This window comes from Aeromonas sp. Marseille-Q7275, from assembly GCF_965119515.1.
Genome location: NZ_CBCPLW010000019.1, coordinates 29230 through 50327, shown reverse-complemented (window position 1 = coordinate 50327; position 21098 = coordinate 29230). Strand labels below are relative to the sequence as shown.

The following is a 21098-nucleotide window of genomic DNA, read 5'->3' as shown; positions in this document are numbered from 1 at the left end:
TTTGAGATGGGGCGATCAGCATGCAGACTGACCGACGATGGAGAGATGCTAACGCTGGGGTGGGTGAAAGGCAACTATCGGCGGGCCTGGGCTAGGCTCATTGCCTGATAGGCGTTGGTCTCCGTGTCGCGGAGTCGATTGGCCGTGACGGCTGCCTGCTCAGTCTGCCGCTGTTTGGCCGCCTGCTGGCGCCACAGCTCAAAGGCGGTATTCATCCTGGTGGGGTTATCCAGCAGACCGCTCAGCTTACCATGCTGGTTGGCCTCCTTCACGAACTGCAGGCGCTCGGGATCGCCGCTGGTCCACTCCTTGATGGGGGCCTCCTGCTTGGGCGCATCGGCCTTGCTGGCCATGCTGTAGGTGTCCGCCAGCGCCGCCTTGCTCTGCTCAAACTGGGCGTCCAGCGCTTCCTGCTGCAGATCCTTATCATCCGCATTGCTGGCAGAGATGCGCGCCTTGTTCTGGCCATGCTGCTTCTCAAGCTCGGTGACCGCCTTCTTGTAGCCAGCCTGGTCTGGGCCGGCGGTCAGGCCGAGAGAGGTGCGCAGCTGATCGGCATTGCCAATCATGTGCTTGGCCAGGGCCGCCCGCTGGTAGGCCGGCTTCAGGAAGTCGTTGATGGGGATGACCTTGGGATGATCATCCGGTGCCGAGGTGCGGTTGTTGGTGACCGGGCGAACAGCCTTGCTACCGTCGTCATAGGTGACTTCCACCCCCAACACCACGCCACGTCCGTCCGGGGTGATCATGATGTTGTTCAACTGCTTGTCGGTGATGGTCTTGCCGCTTTCCGGGTCGATATCGCCCACCCCTTTGCTGACTTCATCCTGGTAGAGGGTGCCGGCGGCCTTGATAAATTGCGGGTTGTTGACCGCGGCGTGCCCTTCCGGCGTGCTGGGGTCCAGTTTTCCTTCCTGTGCCTGGCGCACCAGGTTTCCAGCATAGGTGACGAAGGTCTTGCCAGCCTCGGCATAATCCTGCTGCAGATAGCGCTCAGGGTTGAACGAGCCTGCACGCGGATCACGCACTACCCCCCAAAATTGCTGGCCTGGGTCTTTGCCCTCGGCCACAGCTTGCCAACCAGACTGGATGATCGGCAAATTCTCCTGCTGGAAGAGTTGTTTATTCCGCTGCTCTTTCTGCCACTCATACTCCTGCTGTTGGCGAGCCTCCTGTGCTGTGGCACGCCGTTCAGCAGCACCAGCGCGCGCCTCGGACGATTTCACCTGCCGCTCGGTCAGGGCGAGCTGTCGATCATAACGGGCATCAGCCAGCTTATCGCGCCCCTTGCCGTACTCCAGCTCCCCCTGGTAGCGCTCGTCTGCCACCTTCTGCCGCTCCTGCTCGTTTTGCCACATGGCATCCCGCAGGCTCATGGCCTTATCCATCCGCTCATCTTCTTTCTGGCCACGCTGATAGCGGTCCATGGTGTTGAACCCGGCCAGAAAGCCTTCGGCCAATCCTGAAATGCCCATCCCCACTCTCCTCAAAATAAGCTGCTTGCCAGAAAGCCCACACCCGCGCCGATAATCGCCCCGACAGGGCCGCCAGCCGACCCGTAAGACGCGCCGATCATCGCGCCAGTGGCCGCCCCTGTCCCCACTGCGGACATTTTGGCCTGCTTCTCTTGCGCCTTGAGCTGCTTGTTGCCAGCCTCAATTTCATCTTCACGGTTGGCTGCATCACGCAGCCCGGCCATCCCCTGTTGGCGCGTCTGGGCGCCAATATCCAAAATGCCATAGCCCATCAGCCCTGCCCCCCTGTCTTGATTGCCTCGCGTAACCCGGCGTCAGCCCCCGTCAGGATCCCCATCTGACGAGCTTGCTCCTGCTCACGCAGCCCGTTCTCGGTACCCGCCGTCATCAGGGCCATGCGCAGCCCCTGGCTGTTATCGTTGGCATTGCTACTGGTGCCCAGCCCCATTCGCGCATTGCGGTTGGCCGTGGCCTGCTGAGCAGAGCGCAAGGCGTTGGTGTTGTTCTCGCCCACCCGGCCCAGTTGTTCCCTGAGCAGCTCGCCGTTGGTGGCCAGATCCATCAGCTCCTGCTGCTTGGGATAGAAGCGAGTCTTCCAGTCCTGGTACTGCTCACGGGTGATTTTGGCGTAAGTGTCTGCTGCGTAACCCATGGTTACCTACCTCCCAAATACGTTTTTGCGTTGGGGTTATAGACGCGGTTATCAGCGAGCGTCTTGGTGCTATCGAGATGTGATGCAACATCACTGTTGCTGGTAACCGTCGGCGCTTTCAGGCTGGCCAGCCCATACGACGCCCCAGCCCCCAGCACAGTACCCACCATGCCGGCCGTGGCCTGTCGATTCTGGAACGAGATCTGCGCATCATTCACCGACTTGCGCAGGCTGGTTGTGGCCACATCCCCCATGCCAGCCAGGGACTCCGCTTTCTGCCCAGCGCCAATGCTCACCACATCCTTGAGGCCAGCCACATGCCTATCTTGCTGGCTGGACTGCGCTCGATTGGCCGTGTCCGTCTGGCTCAGGGCCTGATCCGTCTCAAGCCCGGCCATCGTCTCCTGGTACCGCCCACTGGTCGGGTCGATGCCGCTGGCAGCCATGGCATCGGCCTGCCCCTTTCTGGCGTCGCCAAAGGTTTTTGCCGCTCCCAGCGACGCAGTGCCAGCCAGTTTGTCGAACTCCCCCTCGCTGTTGAGGTCATCCACCTTCTCCATGAAGATGTCCTCGTACTTCTGCAGGTCGTTCTTGTAGAGACCCCACTGCTCCATCGCCACATCGGCCGCAGCCTTCTGAGCCTCGGTCTCCTTGATTTCGTTCGAACCGCCCTTCCCCATCACCCACCCCTCACAGGTTGATCTGAAACACATAGAACCCGTCAGCATCATCTTGCTGGCGGACCCATCCCATTCTTGGCGCAACCTTGAGCCACCCCTTACGCGCCGAGTGGAAACGCAGCCAGCGTGCTCCTATAAGTCGCGCCAGGCGCTTCACTTCTGGCAGATGCCGTTCAGGGGCACCGCCATCCCCCCATCCCACCCAGACCAGGACGCCGATCACGCCATCCGCAGCCTGCGGCTTGAGCACAAACCCGTCATCACCACGCACAAACAAAAACGCCACCCGGTTTCGGATGGCGTCTTGCAGTTCGGCGGATAGGTTTGGGTTGCCGGTATCGCTGGCAATGCGGTGCAAAGGATTGCCCATCAGAACAACCCCATCAGCCAGATGCTACCGCCATCTATTTGCTGATTGGTAATGTCGCTGACACTACCAAACGGTACAACTTCGAAGGTGATGGTGGCGCCGGTATAGGCCGGGATCACGAATGCTTCCTGCAGCGATACCCGCATAGTGATTCGATTGATCCCTGTTGGATAACTTGCCTGAGTGGTTGCCCTACCCTGCTCTACACCATTCATCCTGCAGATCAGCGTAACCCCGATGGTTCCAGAGCCAGACACAGCAGCACTACCCGATACCGGCTTGATACACACGATATTGCGGGCACGCTTGTAGGCAGGAATGTTGAAATTACCTGACGGCTTAACCAGCGTTGTCACATCACCCACAATCCGATCTGCCTCCAGTGTCCCCAACACCACACAGTCGGCCGCAATCGTGCAGTTGTTCATGGTCATGTTTTTCACATAACCACCTTCGGCGCGGAGTCGGTTGGTATAGATGCTGCCATCCGCATAGATCATCGTGTACCAACCGAACCCCCAACTGGCATAAGGCCCACCTTTACCAAATCCGGCCGCGCCGCCAGACAGGAAGGCATTGCCCATATCCACGGAGCCACCCGAAATAGAGGGGGCCGAGATGCTGACCCCTGCCTTGATGTAGTCCGCCGTGATCTTCTCGGAAGTCAGTATCTGGATGGTAGCCTTGCGGATGATGGCCTCGGCAATGACAGCCTGGCCATTGTCGATGGCAAACAACGGAGCCATTGGTGTTGAACTGTTCGGGTTAAACACGAACACCTGAGAGGCAGAGATTGCCACCTGGCTAGTGCCGTCAGACTTGGCAACCAGGCCGATCCCGGCTGTGATCTGGCCAGCACTAGCTTTAGCCGTCCACATTGCCTGGGCCCCATTTTGCAGGTTCGCAATCGCCTGGCTCTGGGTCTGTATGGAGGCCGCATTGGCAGCAATCCGGGGGTCGTCGGTGGCTATCCAGGCCGTGCCGCTGTAACGGTATGGCCGATTGTTGCTGTCGGTGTCGAACCACAGATCGCCGGTACCCATGCCGGTGCTGGGAGCAGAGGCTTGGAAAAAGGTTTTGTTCTTGCTGCCAGCGACCGCCGAGACCGTGTTGATCTGGCTACCAAGCGACTGCACGGCATTTGCCCTGGCGACCGACTCCGCCGTGATCTGGCCGGCGAGTTGCTGATCCCCCTGTTGATAGTTCGCCGTGACCTGCTGGATCTGCTGGGCCATGGCCGAATCTGCGTCAGCCCGCGCCTTCGCTTCGTTGTTGATGGCCGCACTGTTCTGGGCAACGCCATGATTCGCCCGATCCGCAGCCTCCTGCGCTGCGGCGGCTGCCTGCGCTGCGTCGATTGCAGCCTTGTCGGTCACGGCGATCCAGCCAGAGCCACCCCATCGCTTCGGGGTGTTGATGCCGTTGCTGGTGTCAATCCAGAGGTTCTGAGCAAGCTGGTCGCTGGCGCCTGGGGCAACCGGCTGAATGATCACCTTCCCCTTCCCATTGGCAATCCCAGCCGCCTCTGCAGCATCTAGCTTTGCCTGATCCGCGCTTTTCTGAGCGCCGGATACAGCGGCGCCCGCCGATTCAGCAGTGGCTTTCACCTGACTCAACTGCTCAGAAAGGGACTGGCTTGCCTCGGCGCTGACCCGTGACACTTCATCGATGCTGGCAGCCAGGGTCTGCTCAGCCCCCTTGAACTCTGCATCCATCGTGGACAACTGTTCAGCCAGCGCGCTATCAGCATCGCTACGCGCCCGCACTTCAGCAGCCACGGCAGCATTGGTATCCGCATTGGCCGCCTTGAACTCGGCATCAACAACGCTGATCTGTTGAGATAGAGCCTCATCCTTTGTCGCCCTGACCAACTGCTCGTTGGTGATCTGCGCCTTCAGATCTGCTGTTTCGGCATCAAACTCTGCGGTCAGCTGCTCGATGGTCCTGGCCTGCGCCTCCTGCTGATTTGCCAACGTGCTCTGCTGCTGGAGGATGGTGCCGCGAGCCTTGCGGTTCTCCCGGTCGCGCTCATCCCCGGTCAGGGCGCCTTCGACCAGACTGGCGGCGCCGATATCTACCTCTGACTCCAGTTTGTCCTGACGCTGGCTCAGCGACTCCTCATTGCTCACCACGGCCTGCTGGAGTTCTGTGATGCTGGCCACATTCTCCCCGACCGTCGCATCGATGGTAGTGATCCGCTCCCCCAGCGCCTGCTGGGCATCTGCCAGGGCTTTGCTGGACTCAGCGAGTGAGGCAGACAGCGCCGTATCCGCGGCCTTAAACTCAGCATCTACAGTGCTGATCTGCTGGGCAAGCGCCTCATCTTTTGTTGCCCGAGCCAACTCCTCGGCCGCCACCCTCGCATTCGTATCCTCGAGGTCGCTGCTGAACTGCGCCTCCACTTCGGCAACTCGCCTCGAAACGGCCTCATCGGCGGTGACCCTGGCTGATTCCTCTTGGGTGATGTTTGCGACAAGCTCGGCAGTAGCATCTGAAAGCGCGGCAGCAAGTTGATCCTGGCGAAGAGACAACGCTTCGTTTGCCGATGCGCTCGATTGTTCCAGCGCGCTGATAACGGCATTGGTATCCGCATTGGCCGCCTTGAACTCGGCATCAACAACACTGATCTGCTGAGACAGAGCCTCATCCTTCGTCGCCCTGACCAACTGCTCGTTGGTGATCTGCGCCTTCAGATCTGCTGTTTCGGCATCAAACTCTGCGGTCAGCTGCTCGATGGTCCTGGCCTGCGCCTCCTGCTGATTTGCCAACGTGCTCTGCTGCTGGAGGATGGTGCCGCGAGCCTTGCGGTTCTCCCGGTCGCGCTCATCCCCGGTCAGGGCGCCTTCGACCAGACTGGCGGCGCCGATATCTACCTCTGACTCCAGTTTGTCCTGACGCTGGCTCAGCGACTCCTCATTGCTCACCACGGCCTGCTGGAGTTCTGTGATGCTGGCCACATTCTCCCCGACCGTCGCATCGATGGTAGTGATCCGCTCCCCCAGCGCCTGCTGGGCATCTGCCAGGGCTTTGCTGGACTCAGCGAGTGAGGCAGACAGCGCCGTATCCGCGGCCTTAAACTCAGCATCTACAGTGCTGATCTGCTGGGCAAGCGCCTCATCTTTTGTTGCCCGAGCCAACTCCTCGGCCGCCACCCTCGCAGTCACCTCATCAAGGTCGCCGCCAAACAGCGCCTCAACCTCAGACACCCTCCTCGAGATGGCCTCATCAGCGGTGACCCTGGCCTCAGACTCACTGGCGATATCCGCACTCAGCGTGTTATCAGCCTCAATCATCTCGACGCGCATCTGATCCTGGCTCAGTGCAAGCGCAGCGTCAGCGTCGCTCGATACCTTCTCCAGTGCCTTGATGGTGGCGATCGTCTCATCAAGGGCTGTGTCTGTTGAGGCGCTCAGGTCGTCGATGCGCTGGGCCAGCGCGCTACCGGCGTCGGCAATAACTTCCTCCACGCCGCTGATACGTGCCTGGGTGTTGGCATCCCTCCCCTCAAATTTGACGTTCATATCGGTGATGCGCTTGGCTTGAGCAGACTGCTCATCCACGATTACCTGCTGCTGGGTGCGAATGGTGCCAAATGCGCTGCGATTTTCCCTATCCCGCTCATCACCGGCCAGCGCGGCATCAATGGCAGCCTGGCCGACATCGGCAGCCCCCTCCGCCTTATCCTTTGCCAGCTCAATCTCGACCTGAATTTCATCAAACCGCCCGGCAGTGATCCCGCCCTCCGACTCGATAACCTCCTCCAGCGCTAGGATCTTGCCCTCCGCCTCGCTGGCCCTCACCTCCAGTCCGCTGACTCGCTGGGCGGCCACCCCGTTGGCATCAGCTGTCACGCGCGCCAGCTCGGTGATCTTGGCGTCCAGCTCTTCATCACTGCTGCTGATAGTGGCCTGCAGGCCATCGATGCGTTGTGCGGCCACCCCGTTGGCATCAGCCGTCACGCGAGCCAACTCAGTGATCTTGGCGTCCAGTTCTTCGCTGCTACTGCTGACGGTCGCCTGCAAGCCATCGATTCGCTGGGCCTGGGTGGATAGAGCATCGGCATGCACCGTCAGCTTGCTTTCTGCGTTGGCCAGCCTTTGGCCCTGCTCGTCCACCTCTTGCTGGGTGGCCTTCTGGGTCAACTCCCCTTTTGTGGCGTTGAGCTCCTGTCCAATCTGGGTGACCCGCTGTTGTTCGTCAGTGAACTCCCCCTTGGTGACCGTTTGACTCAGGCTGGCATCCAGACCATTAATGCGCTGCTCTGCTTCTGTGAGACGCGAGCCCTGACTATCCACGGTCACATTGTCGGCCTTGCTGTCGATCTGGCCGGCGACGGCATCGAGCCCCAGATGGACTTCAGTGATAGAAGTCCGCATCTCCTCCCGCACCGCATTGACCGCATCCATGGTCATGCTGCCGTTTTCTGGGTCGATGACAAATACGGCATCCCGGAACGAGTCAAAGTCGCCTTTGTACTTGTCCAGCTTGGCATTGAGGCGGTCCTGCACCAGACCAAGCTCAATGCTCGACATCCCAAGCTGCTGCTGGGCATCATCCAGCAGCTCTTGCGCTACCTTCTGGCGCTCATCCAGCCCGGCCAGCTCCTGCTCGATGCCGGGGATCTTGTCCTCGATGGCGGCAACCTTGGGGCGAATCACCTCGATTTCATCAATCTTGGGGAGAATGACCTCGATCTCATCCACCTTGTGGAGAATGAGATCGATCTCATCGACCTTGGGGCGCATGACCTCGATTTCATCGACCTTGGGCTTCAGGATCGCAACGTCCAGCTGAAGTTGGGGGACTTGCTCTATTGGCGCCAGCAGCGCCTGCGCCAAGTGGCTCTCCTCTATCTTCCCCTGCAGTTCGTCGAGAATGTCCTGCACATCTCGGCTGGTTGCAGCCTCAACGCCCTGTGCGCCCTGGAAGGGCCCCCTATCATCCTTGCCGTTGACAAAGCGAACCCAGTAGTAAAATGTGGCGCCCTTGCCAATGGCGTCAGAGAAAAGGTTTGCGGACGAAGTGCCAACCAGGGTGACATCGGACTGGTTATTGCTCTCCGCTCGCCAGATCTCGGCGTGAGCATGCCCCCGGTACCGCGGCGGATCCCACTCCACCAGGACCGTGTGAAACGCGCCATTGGCGATCACGTTGACCGGGGCGTGGGGAAACTCCATCTGGCCCGCAGGGAAAAGGTCCGGGTTCTTGCCGGGGACGTACACGCCACCCGCACCGGGGCGCAGCGTGGACAACCCCAGGGCTGACAGCTCCCTGAAGGTCACGGCTTTATCGAGGCGATCGCCACGCTGACCGGTGAGCAGCTCCACGTTCTCGGCTGTTGCGGCCTGGTCACGGCCGGCGCGATATGCGGGTTTCTTGGCCATCAGTTCACCATCTCCGCCATGCTGCTCGCGAGGGTGATGCGGCTCACCACCGAGGTGCCAAAGACTTCTATCTGCCACAGCCGGCCGCGCACAGGTGGCAAGCGGAATGCCCCAGGTACCAAGTTGCCAGGGGCAAGCTCCATCACCTGCTCCCCGTCAACGAACAACTTGATCCCGACCAAGCCAACATCCTGAGCCAACACCCGGCAGCAATTGAAAGACGTTCCCTCTGGCACCATGAAGAGCTTCGACCGCCAGATGAATTGGCCATTGCTGGCGCTCCCGCCCCGCCAAATCTGCAAGCTTCGGCCCTTGGCAACGTAGAGGGAGTCGCTCTCCATATCGGAGACAGCCGCATCCCACCGGTTCGTCAGCTCACGCAAGTCGCCACTTTTCGGGTCAAAGATGAATGCGTGAGTGTCAGTCATGCCCACATATTTGCCCTCGTGGTGCCATGCCCGCATAGTTTCAGGCTTCATGGTGCGCCACTGCTTGCGGGTGATGATCTGCTCGGTCACTACCTGCCCACCGTTGGCGCCGATGCCGACCAGCCCGTCCGGGGAGGCATAGAGCACCACCCCATCCATGGCGACCATAGAGCGCCCGCTGATGCAGGCTTGCGGCAGTTGGCTCAGCTTCTGGGTGGTCACGGATGCCGGGCTCACGCCCTGGGCCAGATAAGGGTATCCCTTGGTCCCGATCACCAAGGTGGTATCGATGGCGGCGATCGCGACAATGTCGTGCTCGGTGGTCAGTCGGTACTTCTCCGGCCAGGCGTAGGGAAGGTAGGGTTCACACAGGTAGAGTGAGTTGCCAGCAAACCCGGCACACATGCCATTCGCCATTTGACACATGCCACGCATGCCATCAGGCGGCATGGTGTAGTCGTAGGTCTCCAGCACGGCGCCCAACTCACCATCTTCGCGGGTATCGACAAACGATGCCTGAGCAATGGGCAATTCGGCGACCAACAGGTAATCAGCAAGACCACCACCGGACACCGACCGATATATCCGGCGCTTGGTGATGTTGCTGTTCTGGGCAGTTGGCGGGCTCAGCATCAAGGTGACGGATGACCCCGGGATCGCGATGTTCACCTTGCCACTGGCCGGGCCCGGGGGCCCCTCCTCCCCCATCGCGGTGACGAAGGTATCCACGTAGAAGCGAGTTTCGTCGTCTGTCAGATCATCATCCACTCCACCAACTGGCGGGGTAATGCTGCCAATCCCGACCGGAACACCAGGAGCTGGAATGCCTAGCCGATACCATGCCGTCGGTTTGTTGCTGCCGCCGGTGGCGATCTGGGCATGGGTTACCTTGGGATATTCGCCGTCCGTGTAGTAAACCCGGCCATACGGGTCCTGGGCAATCGGGGAGCGAATAACCTCCACCACCTTGTTCCAGGCGAACCAGTGCTGACCATAGCGAAAGAGCGTGGTCGGCACGACCGGTAACTCAATGCCTGCGCTGGCGTCATCTTCCAGCGGGGAGATAACGCCATGGTCAAAATGGCAGTCACGTGCAATCACCGCGACTTCGTCGGACAAAAGATGTGGCTCCACGCGCGGCATAGTCCCTCGCATGGTGACGATATCGAGTACGGGCATGGGGATCTCAGAGAGGCGGAAACGAAAAAGCCCCACTCGGGAGAGCAGGGCCATGATGGGTAAATCCTAACGCTAGGCGCGTCAGGAGGCAAGCACCTGGCTCACGCCCACACTCTCACGGGCGTCTCGGGGTGGGTGCGCTGGGCATCCAGGGCAGTGGCTAGTGCCGCTGACCTGGTACGCACGTTGACGTGGTAACCAGGTACAGGCGCCGTCACCGATACCACCTCCCCCTCGATCATCATGGTTTCGCCTGTCGGCGCGTAGATAGTGCCGATCACATCGAGTGCAGCATCAGGGTGATAGAGGGCCACGCTGTCGGGGTCTTGGCTAAAGCCCGCCGCCTTGAGGGCCAATGTCATCGCCGACTCGCTGCCGGCTTTGAGGTACAGATCGATTATTGTCATGGGTCTTATCCTTCCAGAAATACCAACCGCCAGCGCGGCAAGCGGCCCAGAACAGCCAGGCCATCACCGGCTTGCCCTGGGCAATCATGCACTGGCGTAAGCGCCTGTCAGCCTCGGCGCGGGATACCCTGCCTTTGGCGCCATAGTCATTGTCGTGCTGCTTGCAGCAACTGTTAGTACCAGTGGGAACGGGGCCTAGCCCCGTGCAGTAATGGCGGGTCATTTAAGGGACATCACTTGTGAGTCAGCCAGCTCCTTGTTGTACAGTTTAAAGTTTCGGATGTGACCAAAGAGAGGGAGCGACCCACCTGCGCTTCCAATCCCCAATGACAGAGGTGATCCGGGCTTGACCGCCGGCGCGACACCTCCGCCGAATGCCTTGCCGTTGACAAACAAGTTAGTCGTGTTGTCCGCTTTGACGCGCACCGCTGCGACCCCAGAACGGTCGGACGCGCTGACGTCCGCCTTGCTTGTCGTAGAAGCCCCTCTATAAAAACTCATATGGGGCCCCCCTAAGTCCAACCGCAAGAGGAGGTTACCTTCTGCGGCCGGCCCCCCGGAATGCGATAATAGAATTCGATGTGCGTGTGAAGACCCGGCGCCCTTCAGCGAATATTCCACTGCTGCGGTGGTTTTATTGCCAATGGTCAGCAGGGGCTCTAGGTTACCTTTCCATGGTATGTAAGCAATGTCAGAGGCTCGAGTTGCAACGGCGCCATTCGTCGGGATATACGACGACGGAAATGGAAGCTTCTCGACTTGCTGACGCCTAAGGCGAATAACATCGCCTTCCTTGGCCAGGGCGGTGTTGAACGAGATCCGCAGCTCACAACGATTTTGAGCAACTTGACGGGGAACGCCCGTTAGTGAAACGAACGCCTTTTCTTTATCCGCAATATCTTTCTGGCCTGCCACGTAGCCCGCGCCATCACCGTGGACCATCGAAACAGACGCACCACCAGAGCACAGTGATGTATCTACCTCCACGGAGCCCGTGTAAGTATCTATGCCATTAGGAGCTTCACCTGTTGCGTAGATACGAATGTACGTCCCCTGACCCACCCCAGCAGCCTTGAGGGTGAGCACAAACCATCCCTCCAAATCAACTGAAATGCTCAGTCGATCTGCTGCGATTGGGGAGGAAACAGCAGGGTCAACGGCAGTGGTGTTAATGATGAGGTTGGACGATTGCCCCTCGATCAAAAGCCCCTCTTTTTCAAACCGCGGCTCGTTGATAGCGGCCGTCTTTAACTCGCCACTTTTATCAATGTAGGTCGCCGTGGTTGCCCGACTGAAATTAACATACCTGCCGACCACATCATCACCGACCTTCACTTCCCGGCCATATCCAGCAAACATGCGAAGCGAGTCGTTTAATGGGGCCCACACATCCGGGAACGGAACTGCTGCTTCCCGGACTGCGTTAACGGACAATGCGGCGGCAGCGGTCGCCTTGTCCGCTTCGATCTTCGCACGGGCGGCCTGCCCTTCGCCTTCGCTCGTGACTCGTTTCCAAGGGATCATGGTGTGACTGGTGCCGTCCGGGGCGGTCACTGTCACGCTGGAGGCGTCACTGGTCAACAGCAACTGCATCACATCTGACTGCCCCTGGTAGACCCCCAGCATGGCTGTCATGCGGCGGGCGAATTCCGGAATGGAGTCTGAGAAAGTCGTGATGACCTCGTAGGTTTTGCCTGTGGCAGTAACGCCGCGATAGGCCTGCACCAGATAGAGCTCGGTGTTCGACACCACGTAATCCACCTCGTAGAAATCCACCGAGGTGCCACTGGTGATACAAAAAAGGTGGCCCTTGGCCACCCCGTTCTTGGTGTCTGCAAAGGTAGTCCCGGTGCCGGTCACCTTCTTGTTACCATTGGTGACGGCCACCGTACCGTCACGCTTCCACACTCCAGCCATGACGCCTCCTTACTGCCCGGTCACGCGGGAGAAGCCTTCGGACTTGCGCTGCTCCAAGTTGGTATCAACCTGGGTCTTTTCACCCAGTTGCTGCAGGTAGGCGTTGTAGTGGCCGACAGCCCGATTGGAGTTGGCGCTGTACTCGGAGTCCTTCGAGAAGGCCCGGTACATGATGAAGTCGATCAGCGGGTTGATGTAGATGTCATCCAGATCGGCCAGCGCCGGCGTGCCCACGTTTTCCACGTCCGTCAGCACCTTGGATTGCGGCGCCACGGAGTAGATCACATCCACCTTCACCGCGGCGGCAGGGCCCGGGTAGAGATAGAAGTTCTTGGGATCCCGATCGTCATAGGTGTAGGCGGCCACACTGGTGCCATCCTTGCCAGCATGCCAGTCCGGGTAACTGTCATCGAGGGCGCGCCGCGGCACGAAACGGATCACCTTGCCATCGGCATTACGAAGCACCTCGATCAGCCGCAGGGCATCTGCCGGCAAGCTCTGCTTGGTGCCAGCCGCGCAGCTGAACTGGACGTTCTTGGTATGAGCATCCGGACGCATCAGCACGATGGCCTTGGCGGCGTCGTTGTAGTAGTCCAGAAGCTCCTGCTTGGGCCAACGAACCCAGGTGCGATCGTTGAGCAGGGTGTTTACCCGCTTCAGGATCGAGTCAACGGTAACGGTTGCCATGTGTGGGGTCCTTTAGAAAAATGAGTGTTTGCGGGACGGGTTGTGAAATTCAACTTGGGTCGGGGCGCTGTGCTCTTTGCGGAACCGGCCGGCGCGGCGCCAACCTTCGACGAACTCAGCCCGGTGGTACCCTGCACGCTTAGGGTCAGACCAGGGGCGGTCTGGCTGGGCATAGAGCAAGGCAGCGACGCCATGGGCAATGGAATCAGCGTGATCGTGGTAGAGCTGGGCTGGGAGATCGGTGGCACCTTTGACCGGGGCAGCCACATACCAGATCCGCGCATCGCTGAGATCCGCCAGGATGCTCAGCTCATTGGCCGACATGGCGAAGTAGTCTCGCCCGCTGACAAATGGCGTACCCCCTTCACTGGTCAGGTGCAGCACATTGCACGATGTCATCCCGCTGATGTTGCAGACCTCCACCAGGCTGCCGGCTGACGCGCTTGGCAATAGTCGGTCAAGGGTCAGCAAGGCCGACTCCCGGCAGAACGTGATGGCCGCCTCGGTGACGGCCTCACCCAGCATGACTTCGAGCGGGCCGGTGATGTGCAGCCTGATGGTGGGCAGGAACTGCTCACGCGACACCATCTGCATGCTATTCCCCCTGCTCTGCCAGCTTGGCCTTCAGGGCATCACGCACGCGCACCCGGTATTCGGGCACCTTCTCCTGCGGGCCCTGCGGCTCGATATCCAGGTCTTCCCCCTCCACCAAGGTGGCCAGTTGGGCAGAGGTCATCTTGGCCAGGTCACGCTCACCGACCACCATGCTCTGCTCTTCGGCCAGGCGGGCAGCTTCCGCGGCGAGGCGCGCCTGCTCGTCGGCAGCAGCCAGGGCAGTAGCATCCTGCCGCTCCAGTTCGCCTGCCAGTGCCTCATGGCGGATCCAGACGCTCGGGAACTCCAGCAGTTGCATGGCGATGTGGCTTTCCACATCAACAGCGGTGTGGCGCGGGAACACCAGGCGGGAGCCGGTGACGGTGTCTTTCTTGCTCGGCTTGTCGCCGATATAAACCACGGCAATTTTGTCGCTCATGGCGATGACTCCTATTCAGAAACGAAAAAGCCCGGCACAGGGCCGGGCGGACAGTGATCGGCAGCCTTACAGGTTGCCGACTACCTCGTAATGCAGCTTGAGCTTGACTGTGCCCGTCGCAGCGCCGCCGCCAACCGTGAGGGTGATCTCCTGGTCAGGCTCGGTCATCAGGTCATCAACCGGGTAATACTTTGCCACCGCCCCCACCGTGCTCTCGGCGTTGATGATGGTGGTCGTGCCGATCTTGGCCGTGATGGTGGTACTCGCGCCCAGCCCAGTGCTGAACATCGTCACACCCACCACTTTCAGGTTGGGCTCCACCTTGTCGCCGTATGCGACAACATCGCCAGCGGGTACGGCAGCCAGCTTGGCCACCAGGGTCGGGGAGATAGAGAGGTTGCCGAACGCGCCGACAAACCAGCGGTACGCTTTGGCAATCAGAGTAGTCTTGGCCATGATATGGCTCCTTGTCTGGTCAGATAGTGTTGGAATGGGGCCGTGAAGCCCCATGGGTCAGCGGCTTAGCGGCCGATGGCACTCACCGAGGTATCCAGCACCATGCAGCCGTGGTCCTGGATGTTGCCGTTGCGCTGCTTGAAGCGGATCTTCTGCAGACCGGACACCCAACTGATGGACATCTCGGTCGCGTTGCCATGGTCGGTTTTCTCTTCGTGCATGCCGAAGGAGCCGCCTTGCTCGCCGGAGCCAAAGGCGTTGGCCAGCGCCTGGCCGCCCAGTAGCACTGCGCGATCGATGGTGGTACCCGCCACCTTGTCCACCTCAACACCTGCCGTGGAATTGGCGGCGCAGACCTTGACTGTGCTGCCCTGATTGAAGCGGATTGGCATTCCCTTGTACTGCTTGACCAGGATGCCGCGCCACATGGCCCCTTCCCCGCGGAAGATGGGGTGGTTCCAGCCTTTGGCGCGCTCTGCCACCGCGGCCAGCATGGCATTCCAGTCTTTACCGGAGCTGGAGGTGTAGAAGTCATGCCACTGGCGCGGAGTGACGTAGAGCACGTAGAGCGGCTCGCCACCGGACGGGTCGGCCACCATACGGATCGGCTGGATGGGGTTGGCCATCTCGGACAGATAGAGCGCCATGTTGTCCACGCAGCCGAGATTGAAGCGATCCGCCGCGTCGATGGCTTCGAAGGTGGTCGCGTCACCACCGAAGAAGTGGCGCTCGTAGGTCGGCGCGGTCAGCGGGTTGATCATGATGTCGGCAAACTCAGCATCGTCTGCCAGCGGCAGAATGATATCGGTGGCCGCATAGTCGCCGCGTGCGCCGGCCAGCTGGGCAAAGCCGCGCTGGTCAACCAGGCGGCCGTAGTAGCCATCCGCCAGCAGTACACGGGCGGTCTTGATCAGGTCGTGCTTGGTGCGCTTCTGGCTCATCTTGCCGCCAGCATCCACACCGTGCCGGGTCTGATTGATCTTGAGCGAGAAGTCGGCGAAGGACATGCTTTCGAGCCGGCCAGCCAGCTTCTTATCGCCCATGGTCGGGCGGCCAGACAGTTGGTGGAACAGCTGCATATCTACTTCGTCGCCAGCACCCTTGCCGAGATCGGTGATACGGACAACGGGGGCACCAGCGCTGGTCTGCTTGCCGCCGTTGACCTTGGCACCCTTGGGAGCCTCTTCGGTCAGCATGTTCACCAGCGAGTGGGAACGGTTGGCAGACGTAAACAGTGCCGCCTGCAAAATCTTGTTGGCTTGCGCCGAGGTGACTTGGGTCATGGTCCTCTCCTACATGAAAACAAAAACCCCGACACAGTGGTCGGGGTTGGCTTATTGAAATGGGTGGTGGGTTAGTACCCGGCCTGCTCCAGCAGCGCCTCCATTTGGGCGTCCGTCATGGCGCCCATCTCGCCGATAAGCTCGGCCTGAGACATGGTGCCGAAGCGCTCCACACCAGTGGGGGCTGCATGATGGGTCTGGCCGAGAGCCGAGGGGCTGGACGGGATAAAGTCGGTAGGTTTCTCCGCCTCCTTGCTGGGGGCCTTGGCGGGAGGGATGACCTCATCACCAAAAGCCAGCTTGGTGCGGCGCGCCGCCTCTGCGAATCGCTCATCCAGCGACTTGCCTTGCCACGCGGGATCAGCCTGGAGCTTTTCATCGACGATGATGGCGAAGTCGAAGCGGTCCTGGTCCTTTTCCCGCCAGCTCATCAGGTCAGGTACCGCCTGCAGTGCGGCCTGAACCGGATTGGTGGCGAGGGTAACCTGCTGCGGTGCTGCCTGCTGCTCCAGCCTTTGGAGCTTGCTTGCAATGGCCGCGATGGATTTGCCCAGATCCGGGTAGTCCTGCGCCAGTTGCGCCAGCTCTTCCTGGCTGATGTCGTCCGGGTCAACGTCGGGGTTGATCCCGTGCTTCTCCATCAGCGCCTGCAGCTTGTCCCGTTCGGCCTGGGCTTGCTGCGATGCGGCCAACTGCTCACGCAGTACCTTGACCTCATTGCGCGACTGCTCCAGCACCTCATACGGGATGGTGTGTTGACCGCTCTTGGCCAGGATCACCTTCTCAGGCTCCGTGGCCCCTTCACCGCCCTGCTCGGTGTTGGCTTGTTCGTTACCGGCTGCCACCTCACCCGCCGACGGCGCGGGGTCTACGTCCGTTTGCTCGGTAGCAGTGCCATCATCCAGCTCGGCATCGGGCTCACGCTCGATCGCCTCCAGCATGGCTTCCAGTTCGTCCAGGCTCTCAGTGCCGGTCAGGTTGTCGATGTTCTTATCCATGGTTGTCCTCGTGGGTTTTCAGTGGGTGGTATCGCTGCCCAAGCGGGGGAAGGCTCTCGGTGAAAGCACTCCCCGGCTGGGGCTGGGCACAAAAAAACCAGCTCGAGGCTGGTCCATAAAAAAAGCCCGCGTGGGGCGGGCTTAAAACAAGTACGGGAGTCATAAGACTCATCGCAAATCATACGCAAAGAGAGTCCGTTACGCTACTGACTGTCAACTCAATCAAAGAAAAAGGCCCAATCTCGAGAGACTGGGCCATGTTGGGGAAATCGTAACGCTGGCAGGTCAGGAAAGCAACTATCAGAGCGCGATGGCGTCGATCTGCTGTTGGATGGTGTCCAACAGCTGGGCCTGCAGCACGGCCTGCTCACCCTGGATGCTCTGCTGCTCGGCGGCGAGCCGCTCCATCTCCTGCAGCGTCTTGCCGGTCTGGGCCTGCTTGAGGGCGTCCTCGAACCGGATAGAGTCGGTCAGCTTGGTTATGCGCTGGGCCTCAGCCTGCCACTTGGCGGCCTTGCCTTCCAACTCTGCCAGCTTGGCCTGCATCTCGCGCATGGCCAGCTCCTGCTGCATCTGGGCCTGCTGAGCCTGCTGCTCGGCAGCAGCGCGCTCCTCGTCGCTCATCTCGTCCGGGTCTTTCGGGATGTTCAGGGCATTGCGGATCCGCTCCACAAACTCGGCCTTGCGCGGTACATCCATCAGCTCGACCAGCAGGTCAAAGCAAGCACCTGCCGCCGCGGGCGGAAGTTGCGACATGGCCTGGGTCATCCGCTCGGCCAGTTGCTGCTTGTAGGCGGCAGTCTGCTGGATCGGCGCCAGTGCGATATGGGCCCGCAGCCGGGTCACATCATTGGTGAGTTTGCCATCCTCCTGCTCCACGTTGACCACCACGGCTTTACGGCGGCGGGGGTCATCCCGGTTCACAGTCACCTTGTAGTTGCGCTTGTTGGCCATGTCTTCCAGCAGGTACGCCAGAGCCAACTGCCCCACTTGCTGGCAGCCCATCCGGTAGTTGTCGTTGATCTCGGAAAGCGTGGTTGCCCCCTGCTCCACCAGGTTGCTGATCGCCACGCCGGACTGCCCGGTGGAGCCCTGCCCCAGGAAGGCGGCATAAACCCCCATGGTGTCCTGGATCAGCTTCACCGAGTCCTGCATCACCTGAAACTGCTGGGCCGCCACGTTGAAGTCCTGCTCCACCTTGAAGGCATCGCTCACGCTGGTCTTGTTGGCGCGGTCCGGGTTGAGCTCGATGTAGCCATCAGGGCGCTCGACCTGCTCCAGCACCTGACTCTGGCTCATGTTGGTGGCGTCCTTGTCCGTGATGACCCGCTTGGCCTGCAGCAGGAACGTCAGCTTGATGCGCCGCAGGTTCACCTCGTCCTGTGCCGGCATGGCTCGAACAATCAACCCATAGGGCTCACCGGTGCGGTCTTTGCGGTAACCCCAGAACGGCACCAGCGGATACATGTTGTGGGGCGCAGAGCAGGGTCGATCAACTAGGTGATGGGGGCCGACAAACCAGGATTCCCGGATCACGGCCACCGGGCAGCGCTCCAGCTTGGCGCGCCCCATGGCCACAGCAGCGAGATGCAGTTGATTGGTCTTGTCGTACTCCAGTGCCCGACCGGAGTCCAGCATCAGCACCTGACGCATGGTGTAGGTGCGGTAGTAGACCACCTGCAGAAGCACCCGATCCCGCTCCCGGCTGCACCACTCGATCTCCTTGCCGCTGAATTGGCTCCACTCGTCATAGGCGCTGACCAGATTGGGGTCCAGCCCCTCGATGGAGGCCAGGCTCACGACCCCCTCCCAGTCGTTGACGCCCCACTGCAGCGCCTGTGCCTTGCTCGGGAACATGGTCTTGGCCTCATCCAGATCAACCCAGCGGCGTCGCATCAGCCAGCGGCAGTCGCTCAGATCCGGCTCCCTGCTATGCCAGTCCCAATAAACCTCGTCACGGTGGACGTTGCTGAACTTGTAACGTGGGCCGAACGGGTCATCGCGGCGACACACCTCAACCCAGCCCAGGCCGGTCTTGATTTGGCCGCCGTAGGCCTCGCCCCGGGCGCGGTCCAGTCCGCCAAGGCGGCACATATCGGCGTATTCAGCGTTGACGGCCTCGGCCAGTTGCTCCAGCTCGTCGTCGTGGTCATCGGCGATCACCATCAGATCGGTACGGCTCTTGGCTTCCATTCCCAGCACGCCGTCAATGGTCGGCGCGATCAGGTTGTGAATGGTGATGGGCTGGCCCCGCGCCTTGAGCACACTCACCACCTCGGGCGGCAGTTGATCGCCGTCGTAGTAGGCGCACGCCCGATTGGCGATAGAGCGCCAGTCCGGCTGGCCATTGATATCGCTCATCAGTTTGAGCAGGCGCGGGGTATCGAGGCCGCCTTTTGCAGGGGCCTTGGGTTGGGCGTTGATCATCAGTTGGCCATCCAGTGCTTGGGTTTGCGGGAGGTTTCGGGTTTGACGATGCGGGCCGGCATCCGGGCGCGCATCTCTTGGGCAATCATGTAGCTCATCAGCTGGTCGTCGAAGCAGCCGTCCTGGGCGTTCATGCTGCCGCTCTTGTCGTAGACGTAGGTGGTTGCCTCGTGAATGGTGCCTATCCAGCGGATCCCGGACTGCCCGGCACGCAGCAGGGCCTTGAGGCCATCAACCAGGATCGGCTTTGACTGCCGGGTGGTAAGCCAGCCAAGGCGCGGCGTCTCGTCGTCGCGGTCCCGGTCGATGTGCTCCTGGGTGTAGATGCGCCGGGTTGGGTAGATCTCACGGAGCTTGAGCAGCACAGCGTGGCCGTGGTTGTTGCGCTCTGGTCCAATGTAGGCCGGGCCATGCTCTGCGGTGCCGTAGAACCTGCCGACGTGGGCAAGCAGCTGGGCAAACAGCCCCGGGTCGAGATGCCCGAACCAGTGGGCCACCTGCCGGCCGTCGCTCTTGGCCGTCACATCCAGGCTTGAGCGGTCGCCGTGCTCCAGCCCTTCCGCCACGTCGGCGCCGATGGCGTAATCCTCGTCAGGGTCTGGCAGCTCCCAGACCAGCAGCATGTTCTCGAGGGAGCGCTGGCCACGCTCGTCCAGCTTCTCAGGCTTGCGCGCCTTCTCGCGCCTGCCGGTCACCGGGTCGATGTCGTAGACGATGAGCGGGGCCATGCAATCGCCCTCGGCATCCATGGTATGGATGGGGTCGAACACCCGGCGCCCGGAGGTGAGGAAGGCTTCCAGTGGCGTGCTGGGGAACTCCTGCTTCATCTCGGCGCCCAAGGTGGACTCTTTCAGCACGTACCATTGCCGCTGTTCGTCGGTAATGGTGCAACCCATCGACTTCTCGACCGCGGCGAAATACTCCGCCTGGGTCTTGCTCATCACCACGCCGGATGCCGGCACGTCGGCACGATACTTGGGGTCTTGCCACCAGGCGAAGAAGTGGAACTTCCAGTCGAGCTGGCTGAGCTCACCGTAGGCGCGTGCCAGCTCGAGGGACTTCATGCTCATGGCGTGGAAGTCGCCGCCCACGCCTTCCGCTGTTGATTCGATGAAGGCCACGGCGCCCGGGTGGATCGCCTGCAAGGTACCGGTACGCACCTCCTTGGCCTTCTCGGGGTACTTGGCGCAAATCTTCCCATGCTCGGAGACATGCAGGCGCTGGACGGTACCGGAGCGGAACGAGGTGGCCACCTGGATGCTGGAGCCATGCCGGAACAGGATGTGTCCGCCATTCGCCCCGCCGCGCCGGGTCACCACCTTGAACTGGGCCTTGAGCCAGCACGGCAGGTTATCGAACGGGACTTCAATCTTGGTGCGGTAGATCTCGCCGGCGGCCGTCAGGTCCTGGGCGATGATCCCGCACTTGATGTTCTTGTTGAACAGCGCCTCGTCCAGCAGATAGATGTCGATGGCCGTAGAGAATCCGAGCTGACGCGCCTTGAGGATGATGTTCAACCACCACATGGTCTTGAACAGCAGCTCCTGCGCCGGGCGCAACCGGAAGCGCACCAGCTGGCCCTGTTCATTCTCGATCATGTAGAGGTTGTTCATCCGCCACCACTTATCGCTGAGCTTCGAGCGGATGTAGGCCATCTGCTCCTGCTCAGTCATGGCGGAGATGTCGAGTTCGGTCATAGGGGATCTCAGGCAATAAAAAACC

General features: G+C 60.7%; 17 protein-coding genes. All 17 read right to left on the bottom strand.

What is annotated here, in order from left to right; all coding sequences use genetic code 11:
* Positions 1-74 precede the first annotated feature (74 nt).
* Entirely contained in the window at positions 75-1475 is a 1401-nt protein-coding gene (locus ACWPWQ_RS16845) for a hypothetical protein (RefSeq protein ID WP_454010308.1), read from the bottom strand.
* Between the two features lie 11 nt (positions 1476-1486).
* Positions 1487-1747, bottom strand: coding sequence for a bacteriocin (locus ACWPWQ_RS16840; protein ID WP_043133153.1), 261 nt, complete (start codon positions 1745-1747; stop codon positions 1487-1489).
* A complete protein-coding gene (locus tag ACWPWQ_RS16835) occupies positions 1747-2127 on the bottom strand; it encodes a hypothetical protein (protein WP_454010307.1) in 381 nt (126 codons plus the stop codon). Before ACWPWQ_RS16835 ends, ACWPWQ_RS16840 begins: the two co-directional genes overlap by 1 nt.
* Positions 2128-2129: 2 nt before the next feature.
* A complete protein-coding gene (locus tag ACWPWQ_RS16830; RefSeq protein ID WP_454010306.1) occupies positions 2130-2807 on the bottom strand; it encodes a hypothetical protein in 678 nt (225 codons plus the stop codon).
* A gap of 10 nt (positions 2808-2817) precedes the next feature.
* Entirely contained in the window at positions 2818-3177 is a 360-nt protein-coding gene (locus ACWPWQ_RS16825; RefSeq protein WP_454010305.1) for a hypothetical protein, read from the bottom strand.
* Positions 3177-8561, bottom strand: a complete 5385-nt coding sequence (locus ACWPWQ_RS16820) for a phage tail tip fiber protein (protein ID WP_454010304.1) — start codon at positions 8559-8561, stop codon at positions 3177-3179. The genes ACWPWQ_RS16825 and ACWPWQ_RS16820 overlap by 1 nt, the downstream gene beginning before the upstream one ends.
* A complete protein-coding gene (locus tag ACWPWQ_RS16815) occupies positions 8561-10222 on the bottom strand; it encodes a hypothetical protein (protein ID WP_454010303.1) in 1662 nt (553 codons plus the stop codon). Before ACWPWQ_RS16815 ends, ACWPWQ_RS16820 begins: the two co-directional genes overlap by 1 nt.
* A gap of 47 nt (positions 10223-10269) precedes the next feature.
* Positions 10270-10575 carry a hypothetical protein gene (locus ACWPWQ_RS16810; protein WP_454010302.1) on the bottom strand — a complete coding sequence of 102 codons (306 nt, stop codon included), beginning with the start codon at positions 10573-10575 and terminating at the stop codon, positions 10270-10272.
* A 219-nt stretch (positions 10576-10794) separates the two neighbouring features.
* Positions 10795-12492 (bottom strand): phage head spike fiber domain-containing protein, encoded by a 1698-nt coding sequence (locus tag ACWPWQ_RS16805; RefSeq protein WP_454010301.1) that lies wholly within the window; start codon positions 12490-12492, stop codon positions 10795-10797.
* Between the two features lie 9 nt (positions 12493-12501).
* A complete protein-coding gene (locus ACWPWQ_RS16800; protein ID WP_371165101.1) occupies positions 12502-13179 on the bottom strand; it encodes a phage adaptor protein in 678 nt (225 codons plus the stop codon).
* A 12-nt stretch (positions 13180-13191) separates the two neighbouring features.
* Positions 13192-13773 (bottom strand): hypothetical protein, encoded by a 582-nt coding sequence (locus ACWPWQ_RS16795; protein WP_454010300.1) that lies wholly within the window; start codon positions 13771-13773, stop codon positions 13192-13194.
* A gap of 1 nt (position 13774) precedes the next feature.
* Positions 13775-14212, bottom strand: coding sequence for a hypothetical protein (locus ACWPWQ_RS16790; protein WP_454010299.1), 438 nt, complete (start codon positions 14210-14212; stop codon positions 13775-13777).
* Between the two features lie 66 nt (positions 14213-14278).
* Positions 14279-14668 carry a hypothetical protein gene (locus ACWPWQ_RS16785; protein WP_043162873.1) on the bottom strand — a complete coding sequence of 130 codons (390 nt, stop codon included), beginning with the start codon at positions 14666-14668 and terminating at the stop codon, positions 14279-14281.
* Between the two features lie 65 nt (positions 14669-14733).
* Complete coding sequence (locus tag ACWPWQ_RS16780; RefSeq protein WP_182785873.1) at positions 14734-15951, bottom strand: phage capsid family protein; 1218 nt, start codon at positions 15949-15951, stop codon at positions 14734-14736.
* Between the two features lie 71 nt (positions 15952-16022).
* Positions 16023-16949: a hypothetical protein gene (locus ACWPWQ_RS16775; protein WP_454010298.1), complete on the bottom strand. Its 927-nt coding sequence runs from the start codon at positions 16947-16949 to the stop codon at positions 16023-16025.
* 300 nt (positions 16950-17249) lie between these two features.
* Positions 17250-19376, bottom strand: a complete 2127-nt coding sequence (locus ACWPWQ_RS16770) for a CHASE3 domain-containing protein (RefSeq protein ID WP_454010297.1) — start codon at positions 19374-19376, stop codon at positions 17250-17252.
* Positions 19376-21073 carry a terminase gene (locus ACWPWQ_RS16765; protein ID WP_454010296.1) on the bottom strand — a complete coding sequence of 566 codons (1698 nt, stop codon included), beginning with the start codon at positions 21071-21073 and terminating at the stop codon, positions 19376-19378. Before ACWPWQ_RS16765 ends, ACWPWQ_RS16770 begins: the two co-directional genes overlap by 1 nt.
* Positions 21074-21098: the final 25 nt, after the last annotated feature.